The 13291-nt window shown below is 50.4% G+C and carries 12 protein-coding genes; 6 read left to right on the top strand and 6 right to left on the bottom strand.

The window, feature by feature from the left end; all coding sequences use genetic code 11:
* Positions 1-4 precede the first annotated feature (4 nt).
* Positions 5-1438, bottom strand: coding sequence for a PTS mannitol transporter subunit IIBC (locus B9D94_RS29155; RefSeq protein WP_036640361.1), 1434 nt, complete (start codon positions 1436-1438; stop codon positions 5-7).
* 427 nt (positions 1439-1865) lie between these two features.
* Between B9D94_RS29155 and B9D94_RS29150 the strand changes: the two genes are divergently transcribed.
* Together B9D94_RS29150 and B9D94_RS29145 are read left to right on the top strand one after the other, a co-directional pair.
* On the top strand, positions 1866-2441 hold the full coding sequence (locus B9D94_RS29150) for a sigma-70 family RNA polymerase sigma factor (RefSeq protein WP_063478149.1): 576 nt from the start codon (positions 1866-1868) through the stop codon (positions 2439-2441).
* Positions 2442-2562: 121 nt separating this feature from the next.
* On the top strand, positions 2563-3486 hold the full coding sequence (locus tag B9D94_RS29145) for a hypothetical protein (RefSeq protein WP_063478150.1): 924 nt from the start codon (positions 2563-2565) through the stop codon (positions 3484-3486).
* Positions 3487-3610: 124 nt separating this feature from the next.
* Here B9D94_RS29145 and B9D94_RS29140 read toward each other — a convergent pair whose 3' ends face one another.
* Both B9D94_RS29140 and B9D94_RS29135 read right to left on the bottom strand, forming a co-directional pair.
* Positions 3611-5239 (bottom strand): glycoside hydrolase family 9 protein, encoded by a 1629-nt coding sequence (locus tag B9D94_RS29140; RefSeq protein WP_063478151.1) that lies wholly within the window; start codon positions 5237-5239, stop codon positions 3611-3613.
* Between the two features lie 214 nt (positions 5240-5453).
* Complete coding sequence (locus B9D94_RS29135; RefSeq protein ID WP_253806081.1) at positions 5454-6149, bottom strand: FHA domain-containing protein; 696 nt, start codon at positions 6147-6149, stop codon at positions 5454-5456.
* 192 nt (positions 6150-6341) lie between these two features.
* On the opposite strand from B9D94_RS29135, the gene B9D94_RS29130 reads away from it, so the two are divergent.
* The 4 genes from B9D94_RS29130 to B9D94_RS29115 all read left to right on the top strand — a co-directional run bounded on the left by B9D94_RS29130 (position 6342) and on the right by B9D94_RS29115 (position 10927).
* Positions 6342-7328 carry a glycerophosphodiester phosphodiesterase family protein gene (locus tag B9D94_RS29130; protein WP_063478153.1) on the top strand — a complete coding sequence of 329 codons (987 nt, stop codon included), beginning with the start codon at positions 6342-6344 and terminating at the stop codon, positions 7326-7328.
* Positions 7329-7556: 228 nt separating this feature from the next.
* The gene (locus tag B9D94_RS29125) at positions 7557-8297 is read left to right on the top strand and encodes a hypothetical protein (protein ID WP_006207205.1); all 741 of its coding nucleotides are present in this window, start codon (positions 7557-7559) and stop codon (positions 8295-8297) included.
* A 41-nt stretch (positions 8298-8338) separates the two neighbouring features.
* Positions 8339-9616: a polysaccharide deacetylase family protein gene (locus B9D94_RS29120; protein WP_063478154.1), complete on the top strand. Its 1278-nt coding sequence runs from the start codon at positions 8339-8341 to the stop codon at positions 9614-9616.
* A 195-nt stretch (positions 9617-9811) separates the two neighbouring features.
* Positions 9812-10927 (top strand): glycosyl hydrolase family 8, encoded by a 1116-nt coding sequence (locus B9D94_RS29115; protein WP_063478155.1) that lies wholly within the window; start codon positions 9812-9814, stop codon positions 10925-10927.
* Positions 10928-10934: 7 nt separating this feature from the next.
* Here the strand turns inward: B9D94_RS29115 and B9D94_RS29110 are convergent, their stop codons facing one another.
* From B9D94_RS29110 to B9D94_RS29100, 3 genes are all read right to left on the bottom strand, one after another.
* A complete protein-coding gene (locus tag B9D94_RS29110; RefSeq protein WP_148248574.1) occupies positions 10935-11648 on the bottom strand; it encodes a sulfite exporter TauE/SafE family protein in 714 nt (237 codons plus the stop codon).
* 36 nt (positions 11649-11684) lie between these two features.
* Complete coding sequence (locus B9D94_RS29105) at positions 11685-12026, bottom strand: zinc ribbon domain-containing protein YjdM (protein WP_006207209.1); 342 nt, start codon at positions 12024-12026, stop codon at positions 11685-11687.
* A gap of 133 nt (positions 12027-12159) precedes the next feature.
* Positions 12160-13176: an SDR family oxidoreductase gene (locus B9D94_RS29100; protein WP_148248573.1), complete on the bottom strand. Its 1017-nt coding sequence runs from the start codon at positions 13174-13176 to the stop codon at positions 12160-12162.
* Positions 13177-13291: the final 115 nt, after the last annotated feature.

Raw genomic sequence — 13291 nt, 5'->3', positions numbered from 1 at the left:
CTATTTAGTCTTTGAGTCGTTCCACCAGCTCATCATATCTCGGACTCTTCAGGAAGTTGTCGATCGAGATATGCTCCGCATTCGGATTCTTGGCGATGGCCCGCTCCGTGAGTGTCTTCTGGGTGATGACAATATCCGCGTCATCCGGTATTTCACTTACAGCCGAGTTCACAACGGTAATGTTGACACCCGCTTGCTGCAGTTTCTTTCTAAGCACCGAGGCGCCCATTGCGCTGGAGCCCATGCCGGCGTCACAAGCAAACACGATTTTGTTCACATTGTCTTTATCCAGATTGGCAACAGCCGCAGATGCAGGAGCAACCTGGTCGTTCATGCCGCCGGTCTTCATTTCCTTCATCTTCGCGGAGGCTTCTTCAAGATTCGGCTCTTCTTCTGTCTTCTTACCCGTTTTGAGCAGCAATGCCGCTACCGCAAAGGATACAATAGCTGCGGCAAGAACACCGGCCAGCACCGGAAGCAGTCCGCCCTTAGGCGCCATAGCGATGAAAGCAAAGATACTGCCCGGCGACGCGGGCCCCACCAATCCGGCTCCAAAGATCTGGAAGGTGAAGGTTCCGGCAACGCCGCCCGCAATCGCGGCCAGGATCAGAACCGGCTTCATCAGAATGTATGGGAAGTAAATCTCATGAATACCGCCCAGGAAGTGGATCACTACCGCGCCGGGTGCGGAGGATTTGGCAGAGCCGCGTCCGAAGATCCAATAGGCAAGCAGAATGCCGAGACCAGGACCCGGATTCGATTCCAGCATATACAGAACAGATTGACCAATACGTGCTGATTCCTCTGTTGCGATTGGACTGAAAATCCCGTGGTTGATTGCATTGTTAAGGAACAGCACCTTCGCCGGCTCAATGATAATGTTAACGAGCGGCAGCAGGTTGGCATTGACCAGTACATCCACGCCTGCCGAGAGCGCTCTGGTAATTCCCTGTACCAGCGGCCCGATTCCGGTGTAAGCCACCAGGGTCAGCGCGCCCCCGATAATACCGAGCGAGAAGTTGTTGACCAGCATTTCGAAGCCGGATTTGATTTTGCCGTCAATCAGCTTGTCGAATTGCTTCAATACCCAAGCTGCAATCGGACCAACAATCATGGCGCCGAGGAACATCGGAATATCCGCCCCGACAATGACGCCGATTGTTGCCACAGCACCGATGACCGCACCGCGCTTGCCGTGAACCATCTGTCCGCCCGTATAACCGATTAAGAGCGGGAGCAGGTACGTGATCATCGGGCCGACCAATTCCCCGAGTTTCTCGTTAGGGAACCAGCCGGTCGGGATGAACAGAGCCGTAATCAGACCCCAAGCGATGAACGCGCCGATATTCGGCATCACCATGCCGCTAAGGAGACGGCCGAGCTGTTGAACCCTTACCCGGATACCTTTGGAAGCGTTTGTATTTGTCTCATTGGACATCGTATTGACCTCCTAGTCATATTTGAACAATAAATCTGAATATTGTGTTGTCGCCTTGCTCTGACATCTATATGTTAAGTCAGCCCGGCAAAAGGCTCAACGAAAGGAAAAGCGGGTTTCGTCAAGAATATTGTTGACAACTTTTAAAAGGATCATGTCGTTTTTTTGAAAATACATGATGGCTCGCGTTTTCATTCGAAGATTCGCATGACCGCACCACCCTGTAAATTCCAATTTTATGAGTGATATTACCCTGCCAATGGGCGAATTTCACGGAGCTCGTACACCTATCTTCCTAAGTTCAACGAACCGATAGCTGTCCTCTTGCGCTTTAGCCTTGTGCAAAAAAATAAGAAGAGGGACCGAACCTTTTTCTGCCATAGAGACAATATAGGGTGTAAGCTGCTTACCCAGGAGGGCCCTCTGAATGCAAAGTGAATACATGTACCAGCTACTTACACAAATGAAAGATGGGCATCAACAGGCGTTCCATGCGATGTATGATGCTACCTACCAGGATGTCTACCGGACCGTTTCCTTTCTGGTGGATCACCCGCAGGATCGGGAAGATGTCATGAATGAGATCTATATGCAAATGTGGACCTCGCTTGCAAACTACGATACGAACCGGCCATTCCACTTCTGGCTGCACGGCTTGGTGATCCGACAAGTGCAGAGATTTCGGGTTAAGAGCTGGCGGAGATTCCGAATTTTTGAACGTATCCGCGCCTTCTCGCGGGAAGAGTCCCACTGGGATCAGCCCGCCGTGTTCATGGATGAGACGAACCAGATGATATCGAAGGCAATCCAGCAGCTGACGGACAAACAGCGTACGGTGATTATCCTCCGTTTTTTTCACGACTATGCTCTTGAAGAAATCGCGACATTGCTCGAAATCCCCCTGGGAACAGTCAAATCCAGATATCATGCAGGCCTTACGGCCCTGCGAAAGAACTTACGGAATCTCCCCCCGGAAAGGATGGAAAAAATCAATGCCTATTGAACACAAAATCCGTGAACATCTGCACAAAAAGGCAGAGGCTATGGCGTGTCCCCCGGACATTTCCAAACGAATAGAACAATCCTATTCACAATACTTCCAACCCAAAAGGAGCAAAAAAACGATGAAAAAAAGATTCATTAGCGGAATTGTTGCCACGGCGATTCTGATTCCAACTGCGGCATTTGCGGCTCCTCCCCTAATCGAGATCCTTACCAGAACATCCATGACTACCGAACAGATCAAGTCGGATGAGGTTGGCAATGCAGCGCTTGAGAAGCTGTATAGCGCATTTCCCGAAACCAAATCGTTCGAGATGGTCAATGCAAGCACCGTTCAAGACGTTCAAACCAGCATCATGCTGCGGGAAAAGGGAGGGACGGGCAAAACGATTACCCTTCATATGAACAGTGTGTCGGGTACGATTGAACACGTGATTCAAGAGAACTGGGAGCCCAAGGAGAAGCCGCTCATGGCTCTGACCGATCAGGAAATCAAGGCAAAGGTAGATGATCTCATCAATAGAATGTATGGCCCCATCGAAGATTACGAGTTTGCTATGGAGCCAATGGACAACCCGGATCAAAAAACGTGGATGCTGAATTACAGCAAAAAGGGAGCCAGTGAGCCGTTCTATCAGATATTTGTGCATGGCAATACCATCAGTGCTTCTCGGATCGAAGGTGAGGCTACGCCTTCCAATGCTGAAGTAGAAGGTTTCTTCACCACGAACGGTAAGCCGGATTATTTTGCCGATGCCTTCTTGAATGATGCAAAGCTGTTTGCCCTATTAGGAATGAGCGCAACGGAATTGAAAGAAGAATTGGCCAAAGGGAACTCCGTTGTGGAGGTTGCTGCCTCTAAAAACGTCTCAAAACAACAGGTGATCGATGTCATCGCCCAAACACAGGTTGATACACAAATTCAAGGAGAGCATCATGGCGATGCTCCAACAGGCAAAACTTCAAATGAACAAATGCTAAAAGCTGTCGAACCGAAAGTATTGCATGTGATTGAGCACAAAAATGAAGCACCGTCGAAGAAATAACGAATCAATCGTTTGAGATAATCCATGTACTAGGCAAGCCGGACCAGATTGGAAAACTAGTAAAAAAGAAACGCCCGAGACTCTCTTTGGCGTTTCTTTTTCCTCTGTGCATTCCCTATGTTTCCTATACAAAATGGGATAATACCAACACAGCCGGCGAGTTCCAATAGATGGTCACTTCGTTGGTAGAGTAACTCTCCATCACATCGGCAAAAGAAGCTGCCGGCGCCTTGCCTGCCAAGTGCTTAAGCGCGTAATCATCCTGAAGCCCCTTATTCGGACCGCCTGAGACGAGACCGGGAACGGGCGCCTTAACGCCGTCTCCTTCGGAAGGGCGATGATGCGGATACAGGATCGGCTTCGCCCCGTACCCGGTGACGTAACTCATCCCCATCACGTTAGCTCCGAACAAATAGTGTACATGCTCATGCACATGGGACTCATAGTCTTCGGTGCCGGACAATCTGCCCGCTATCAGCAGGAGCATCGCGTGATTTAATACCAGCATGTTGCTGCCCCAGATGTATTGATCCGGATGAAGTGAAATACCATACCCGTCCCGTTCACTGACCGCGGCAAGCTCGTCCGCACGTTGAATTAAACCCCGCATCAAAACTTCCGCCAATTCCGGGTCTTCTTCCCGCTCCGACATCAGATAGGCAAAGGTTCCATAGCCACCCATGTCGGCCCAGCCCAGTTCATATTTACCGAAGGCATTCTGCTTGGCTAACGCTTGGAAAGCCTCATGGTAACGCCCTTCACCCGTGGTGCGATACAGCTCGGCCGCCGCCCAGTATCGTTCATCGGCATCCTGACCGTCACCGTATTCACCCGTAGCAATATCCGCCGGGTTGCGGAAGCCCGGCATATCCGGATGTTCCGCCAGCCATGCCCAAGCGCGTTCTGCCGCCTTCAGGCAGCTGGCAGCGAAGGGCTCGTCGTAAGGGGCGTAGATCCGCGCCGACATTGCCATAATGGCAGCATAACAACCGGTTGCTGTCGCCGATATCGGCGACAGGTACAGTGCGGCCGTATCGGCCTCCGGCATGACGTCTCCTCCCGGGAACTGCAAAGTCGTGAGCTTGTGGAACAGCCCTCCCGACTCCTCATCCTGCATGCGCTGCATCCACTCCAGCTCATACCGGCATTCATGGAGCACATCCGGCATGGAGCCGTCACTTTCCGGCAATGGCAGCGGCTGTGCAAATGCCTCCGGGTACAGCTCGAAGGCCAGCAGCAGATCGGCTACCGCCTTGGCGCCCGGAACGACATACTTGCCATAGTCCCCGGCGTCATGCCACCCTCCCCAGGCATCCACTTGCCTGGATTCCTCTCCATGAACGATGGCAGGCGTGAGATGACACGCTTCATGCTTCCATGGTCCAGCGTGCAACTCGTCCAAGGCCATCCCGCACCGGAAGTAATAAAACGCTTTCAATAATGCGCGGTGTGCATCCTCATAGACTGACTCCGCAATGACAAAAGGAGCCGAGGTCTGCCCATCCTCCGTTTCGATCCGGTAGGTGCCTGGAGCTTCATACCCCGTGAAATCTCCCCGGCTTACCGTCTGCCCACTGGCAGCATCCACGATGGCAGGCGATGTGCTCCCATGCCAAACCGTCTCGCCGTTCTGATCATCTACAAGATGAAAACGACCTCCCTGACCAGGGATAACCGCAATCTTGGTGTCCTGGCTCCGGTAGCCCAGCTGGTTAACGGCAATGCCGATCGGTTGTTCATGCTTCATCTTCATGCTCCCATACTCATCCTCTCTGAATGGTCCATTCAAAATTCTATGCTGTTACACTTCGATACACATCATCAGGTTCCCTTTCGCTATCCATAATCCTTGAAAATAAATGGCTTCACTCTTCCCCATTGCCGTAAATTCAGCTAAAAAACAGGCTCCTCCCGCAAAATGAGGAAGAGCCTGCCTGTCTGTTTTTATCTGAATTGTGCAAACCTGATTACCGCTCATCTTCGGACTGAAGGATATAACCCTTTCCACGGATGCTCTCAATCGCCAGAATATCCCGCGTCTTCTTGCGCACCCGATAGATCAGCGCGTTCAGCTCCTCCGAGCTCACGTCGGGCACTTCGTCCGTGCTGCAGCTTCGCTCGGGCCACACGTAGGTCTTCAGCTGCTCCTTGGACACAAACTGGCCTTGATGATGAATAAGCAGCTCCATGCACTTGTACTCTTTTTCCGAGAAAGCGTACACGTCTTCGCCGTATACCATCTCCTGCTTAAAAGGATTCAGCTGAAATCCGCCGGACGTCTCAATAGCGGCCAGATGTTTGATCAGCGGCGTGATGTCCATCGTCTCATCCATGCTCAGAATCGAGAAGGACAGCACGATAAGATCGCCCGCCAGCACAATGATATCCCCATGCTGAAGGGGAACTTCCTCTTGAGGAGCCAGCCGCTCCTTATTGACATAGGTTCCATGCTTGCTGTCCAGGTCCTTAATGCTGAAATGCCCGCTTCTATACAGCAGCGCCGCATGCCGCCGGGACACAAAAATATTATCAAACGCAATATCCGGATGAAAGTGCTGCCCCTTGCGGCCAAGCACCATCATCGGTTTGGTTAACGGTATTACGTCTCCACGCTCGTAGGGATTCCCCCGCTCCACCATCAAAAAGGAGGATTTGTCCATCATGCTCCCTCCTGTTTCCTTAAATTACCTATCGTATTTATCAGTTCGCTATTATGCAATTGTCATGCTCCAGCCATTGAGTATGCGCCCAAAATCACTAAGATTTAAATAAGAGAAAGAAATAGAGAACTTAGAGAGAGAAGTTAATCAAATCTACTATACTGCTTATTGTAAACGATTTTGGGGGATTGGATCATGCGAACACTAAAAAGATGGAAGAATATCATACTGTTTTTTGTCGTTCTGTTTGTATTTCTATTTGTTAATAATACATCGCTATTCACCGAAGACCGTCATGGAGAGCCGCTGCTGCTGGCCCATCGCGGGCTCGGTCAGACCTTCCCGATGGAGGGCATTGAGGCTGACACTTGCACCGCTTCCCGCATCTATGTGCCGGAGCATGCCTATCTGGAAAATACCCTTCCGTCCATGGAAGCTGCGTTTGAGGCCGGTGCCGATATCGTGGAGCTGGATGTCAAGCCGACCAAGGACGGTCAGATCGCTGTGTTCCATGACTGGACTCTGGATTGCCGCACCAATGTGGAGGGCTCGGTCAAGGATTATACCATGGACCAGCTGAAAAAAATAGACATCGGGTATGGCTACACGGCTGATCAAGGGGCCACCTATCCGTTCCGCGGCAAGGGCGTGGGCCTGATTCCATCATTAGAGGAAGTGTTAACGGAATTCCCGGACGGGGAATTTCTTATCCATATCAAAAGCACAGACCCAGAGGAAGGGAAGCTGCTTGCGGACTATCTGGCCGGGCTGCCGCTGAAGCGTCTTAGCCAGCTGACCGTTTACGGGGACGATCAACCGATTCGTACGTTAAAATCGCAGCTGCCTTCTCTGCGCGTCATGTCGATGGATACACTCAAGAGCTGTCTTGTATCCTACGCCGGAGCCGGCTGGAGCGGTTACATTCCCTCGGTCTGCCGCAACACCCAGCTGCACATCCCGGAGAAGTATGCCCGCTATTTATGGGGCTGGCCCGATAAATTCCTGAACCGGATGGACAGCATCAATACGCGCGTCATCCTGGTTGCCGGAGACGGGGGCTGGTCGGAGGGTTTTGACTCCGAGCTGGATCTGCAGCGGCTGCCAGACGATTACAGCGGCGGAATTTGGACGAATCGGGTGGATGTCATCGCCCCGAAACTGATCATTCAGAAGCCTGAATAGAGGAGTGCAGCATCTGCACATCCTTTTTTTCTATCAGAGTCCCCGCTCTTTCGTCCATACGGAACGGCTGATTTGCCGCTATCATGCCCCCACAACGCTGTGGGGCTTTTTTTTGTTTTCACAAGGGAACAGGGCAAAGTTTTTAGGGTGTTTTTACCGATGACTATTAGTAGGGTCTTTTACTCTAATCTCATATGACATTCATTGAAATATATAGGAGTTGATATTTTGGCCAGGGAAACAGAAAAAAAAGGTATGGTCTGGTTTAAGAATGCTCGCTCGAATCAGAGCCAACCCGAGAAGAACAACACCGAATACCAGGAGATCGCCGCAGCGGCAGAAGAGGAAACGGCTTATTCCGTAGAGGCTGAGATGCCTGCTGCAGAGAGCAATAAACATCTGTTCTCCAAGGATAATCAGGACAAAATCGGCCTTGACGTCATTGTGTCCATCGAGAACATGCTGAAGGAACGCCAATTGCTGTCTTATAAGAATAAAGGCTTGGAGGACCAGCTCTTAACCGCAAACGAAACGATTAACCGGTATAAGCACGAGCAGATCAAGAGAGATCAGCTCGTTCAGGAGAAGAACAAAGAGATCCGCGAGCTCGAGAATGTGCTGACCAACAAACAGATGAGTTACGACCAGCTGCTTGAGGACTACAAGGAATATCAGCTGACATCGAACCTGGCGTACGAGAAGCTCTCCAACCAGCTCGAAACGGAGACCGCCAAATATAACAAGCTCTATGAAGAGGCTAACCATTCACAATATCAAAGCATGCTCAAGATCAGCTCGCTTGAAGAGAAGGTCCGCGAGCTGGAGATCGCAAACGAGAAATATGCGGAGCAATACCAGAATATTCTGGATGATAAAGCCAGACTGATGCAGACCATCAATGATTTTACCGAGAAAATGTCCTTCTCCTTCTCACCGAAGACATCGGCTTCCAGCACATCATCTGAATAAAGACAGCCCGTAATCTAACATCTAGAGAAAGGGGGGCCATCATGTCAGACTCCTATGGAAAAGTCATTGAACTGCTGGCTATCGAGAGGGATTCCGAAGTCTTCGGTCTACGAATCAAGCTGTCCTTCACTGAATCGGCAGAACTAATATGGATCACTGATACCGATACCATCGAGAATATAGCAGCCGTGTCGGAATTCAACGGGATTCACAAATACCGATTATCCTTGCAAACCGTATGGGATGTAAATCAACAGCAATACATGGGTTTAATTACGCGTACATATCGTGATCATAGTGATCGGTTTCAATTCGCGTGCTCGGTTTCTTTCAGAAACGAATTAGAGTCGATTAAGAATGCAAGGCGTTTGGATGACTTACATACTTTGCCCTTCCTGTCTGCGTATCGATCTGAACCTGATGAACCCATAGCAGTACCGACCGAGGAGGGTACAGACGCCCGACGTTTCGGAAGGAAAAGGCATCGGCTTCCGCTTAAGCTGGTAAGCGCAACCATGATGAGTTTGATCTTTGTGTTGTTATTAAGTTCATTTAATTACTCAGATCCAAGTGGCATTCCGCCCCGCCAAGCAACAACGGCCACGGTGGAGGTAGAAACGGTCATCCAGCTGCTGGCCGAGAACCGACATGCGATAATGGCTAAACCCGTAACTTCGCTGGAGGAGGAAACTGAGAAACAGCCGGAGGATCATGATCTTCCTTCTGACACCGTTCCATATCTGGAGCTTGATGAGTTTATCAGCTTCAGCATTCCCAAAGGCTATGTAGCTCTAACATTCGATGATGGACCCTCCAAGCACTCCGTGGATATCATGAACATCTTGCAAAAATATGGAGTGGGCGGCACGTTCTTCTTTGTGGGCACCAATGTGAAAAAACATCCCGATTATGTCCAGGCTATCCATGCCAATGGATTTTCGATCGGCAGCCACTCCATGACCCATAGCCAAATGTCGAGCCTATCCTATAAACAGCAGGAAATGGAACTGACCCGCGTGGCTGAACTCATTGAGAATATTACGCACGAGAAATTGGTACTCTTCCGCCCGCCTTACGGGGCGTTTGATGGCCAGACCGAAGCATTAAGCCGTCACCAAGGCAACAAAATGGTGCTCTGGAATCGGGACCCTGAGGATTGGCTGACTCGCGACGAGGATAAAATCCTGGATTATGTCCAGCACATCGAGGCTTCCGGCTCCATTATTCTTCTGCACGAATCGCAGGCGGTTGTGGATGCCTTGCCGCGAATCATTCAGCATCTGCAGGATCAGAGTTTGAAGATTGTCCGTTTGCAATAGCGATCCTATGCTTATACATAAGGGCTGTACCCTGGATGTTTTGTACTTCAAACATCGGGTACAGCCCTTTTTGGGGTATAACAAAGCTTATGATCAACAAAGGCTATAATCAAAAAAAGGCTGTATGCAGCCATCCCCAGCTCTTCTTAAAGGCATTGGCACGCAAGTGTAGAATAGTATGTTCGAGGTGAACCTATGACAAAGCGATTTTCGACCCGCAAGAAAACCATTCTTGCAATCACCGCCACCCTTGCTTTTACCGGCATCTTTTTTATAACTTATTCCATCCTTCAGAACAGGGAGAACCCCGACATGACCGCTGCGTTTATCGAAGAACATATGCGGAACGATAACGGTACGCTGGCTACCTATCTCAAGCCGGCTCCTTCAGAGCGCCCGGATATCGTTGCAGGCAGAGAAGCGTTATCCGAGTCACTCGGGCTCTGGATGCAGTACGCCATCCTATCTGGTGATCAGGCAAGGTTCGATGAGAGCGTTCAGCTACTTACAACTTATTTCCTTCACCAGAACAAGGAGACCTATATCTGGTGGAAGCTTAGACCGGACGGACGATCCGACGTAACCACGAATGCGCTGGGCGATGATCTGCGAATCCTGGACGCCTTGCTGAAGGCATCCAGACTGTGGGACAACAACGAGTCCTATCTTCCATTGGCAAAAAGGATCGGGTCGACATTGCAGGCCTCCTCTCAAACCAAAGGATATTTGGTGGATTATCATGATTTTGAGCGGAATGAATCGCCCGCCGTGTTAAGCCTGGTTTATGCAGATATATCCGCACTGCGGGAGATGAAGCAGATCGGAATTCTGTCCAGCCAGGATTATGCACGATATCAAGACCTGCTGTTCCATATGCCGAACGACGACGTCTTCTACCCCAAGACCTTTCAGATTGGATCGGGTCAATATGAATACGACACCTCGGTCAATCTGATTGACCAGCTGATCGTTGGCATTCACCTGGCGGAGATGAACCATCCGCCGAGGGAGCTTATATCGTTCCTCAAGGAAGAGTTCCAGCAGAACGGACAGCTGGTTGGCCGCTACCACCGGGAGACCCGCAAGCCGGACGCGGCTTATGAGTCCCCTGCTGTATACGCTCTGGCCATAATTCTCGCGCTGAAAACGGATGACCTCCCTTGGGCACAGCAATTATACGATCGTATGACCCAATTCCGGGGCCAAGATCCCGCTTATCCGGGAGGTTATGTATTTGACGGCAATACGCATGCTTTTGATAACCTGTTTCCCCTGCTCGCAGAGGCGATGCTGAAGAACACGGCACGATAACTCTTCATTACAGGCTCTCGATCAGCATGTACACACCCGTAAAGATTAAGATGATGTAGGTGAAGATTTGAAACACCCGCTGGTTAATGACGTTGAATAAACGTTGTCCGATGAACAGCCCGGCGAAGACCAAGGGAAGCGCGATTCCGCTGGACATCCAGACCGTCTTGCTCGTTCCCGCCACCGTCACCTGAATGATCAGGCTGAGCGAATATATGAACAAATAGAAGGCCAGGGTTGTCCCTCGAAGCTTGGCCTTCTGCGTATCCGTGCCGGAGAAATATAACAGTAACGGCGGGCCTGGCATACCAATACTGGTTGTCAGAGAGCCCGATAGTCCCCCCACTGCCAAATCTCTGCCCCGGTTCTGGCGGATTCTAAACTTCAGCATCAGCAGCGCGGTTAGGGCCAGAATGATGAGGCTCACGCCTAATTTCAAAGCATCGATATCGATGAGCGAGAACACGATGATCCCTGCAGGCAGACCGGCTGTGCTTCCGATGACCAATCTTTTTAAGATGCCATAGTCGATATCCTTGCGAATCTTGGCGATCAGCGCAGCAGAAATCACAAGGGATAGGATCAGGTTGATCTGAATGGCTTCAGCCGGCTGGAATAACAGCAGCAGAAATGGAGTCGCCAGGATGGAGAACCCGAACCCGGTGCTGGTCTGGAGTATGGATGCCACAAGTATAATGAACACGAACAGAACAATATCCACGTTACACCTGCTTTCTTCACGTACTGCGGGCACGATTTAAATCTTTTTCACAAATTCCGATTTCAATTTCATCGCGCCAAATCCGTCGATTTTGCAATCGATATCGTGATCGCCGTCAACCAGACGGATATTTTTCACCTTGGTGCCTATTTTCAGTACGGAGGAGCTGCCCTTTACTTTCAGATCTTTGATCACCGTTACGGAGTCACCGTCGACCAGGACATTTCCGTTCGCGTCTTTCACGATCCTTGCCTCTTGGTCATGCTCCGCTTCAGACTCCAGGGTCCATTCATGGGCACATTCAGGGCAAACCAGAAGATTCCCGTCTTCATACGTATATTCTGAGTTACATTTCGGACAATTCGGCAAATTCGACATGATTTCATATTCTCCCGTTCTTGTTTATGTTTCAACATATCGTACCATTCTAACATATTCCTTCTTTTATAAAAGACTTAACGGAAATCCGCAAAAAAAAGGACACCCCTCGGTCGGGGTGCCCTTGATAACACTATTCGTTGACAAGAGACTTCGCTTTCTCCAATGCGGAGATCACCTTGTCACACCATTCATCAAACTCCGCGTCCTCCCGCTGCAGCTCCGGATGGGACAGAATATGGCGCACCGTCTGCTTGATGCCCTGATCCACGCGAATGGCTGCCACGAAGTCAGGAACCAGCCGTTTCAGCTTGCTGTTATCAAACACAACGCTGTTGGCTTTATCACCCCATAACGAGCCGCGGAAATCCTGCGTGCTGGTGGCATCCAGGAACTCGGAAGACACATGGACCGCATTCAGCTGTACGCCAAGCGCACCCGCAATGATTCCGTAAATCTGATTCCAGGTGAGCGACTCATCCGACGTGATGTGCACCGACTCCCCAATGGCATGTATGTTGCCCATCAGGCCGATGAAGCCTTTGGCAAAATCGCTGTTGTGCGTCAACGTCCACAGGGATGTTCCATCTCCATGAATGATAACGGGTTTATTCTCCAGCATCCGCTTCACGACCTGCCAGCTCCCCTTGCTGCCATGAACACCAAGCGGTATCGAGCGTTCATCATACGTATGGCTCGGTCTAACGATCGTAACCGGAAAGCCTGTCTCGCGGTACTGCTTCATCAGATAGTCTTCACATGCTATTTCATTACGGGAATATTCCCAATACGGATTCGATAATGGCGTGCCCTCGGTAATGCGATAATCGGACAAAGGCGTTTGATAGGCTGAAGCCGAGCTGATAAAAATGAACTGCTTGGTTCGCCCTTCAAACAGGCGGTAATCCCTCTCCAGATGGGCTGGTTCAAAGGCGATGAAATCAGCCACCACGTCAAAATGCAGGTCCGAAACGAGCTGTGCCACATGATCCTCATCATGAATATCAGCTTGCAGCACATGCGCTCCCTCCGGCAGCGCGTCATTTCGATTCCCCCGGTTCAACAGATAGAGCTCACACCCCTGTTCCAGCAGCTGCTTCGTGATTGCCGAGCTGATCGTTCCGGTCCCTCCAATAAAAAGCGCTTTCATATACCGCACCTCCACTAGCAGAATTGAAAACCATGTACCCAAACCTTCCATTATTTAAGATAGCATGGGCCAAGTTCCATTACAATTTCCTGTATATAAAAAAAGAGGCCGCACC

The organism is Paenibacillus sp. Cedars (genome assembly GCF_003184205.1).
GTDB lineage: Bacteria > Bacillota > Bacilli > Paenibacillales > Paenibacillaceae > Paenibacillus_AQ > Paenibacillus_AQ glucanolyticus.
The sequence above is the reverse complement of the archived record's forward strand: the minus strand, read 5'-3'. Positions and strand labels throughout refer to the sequence as shown.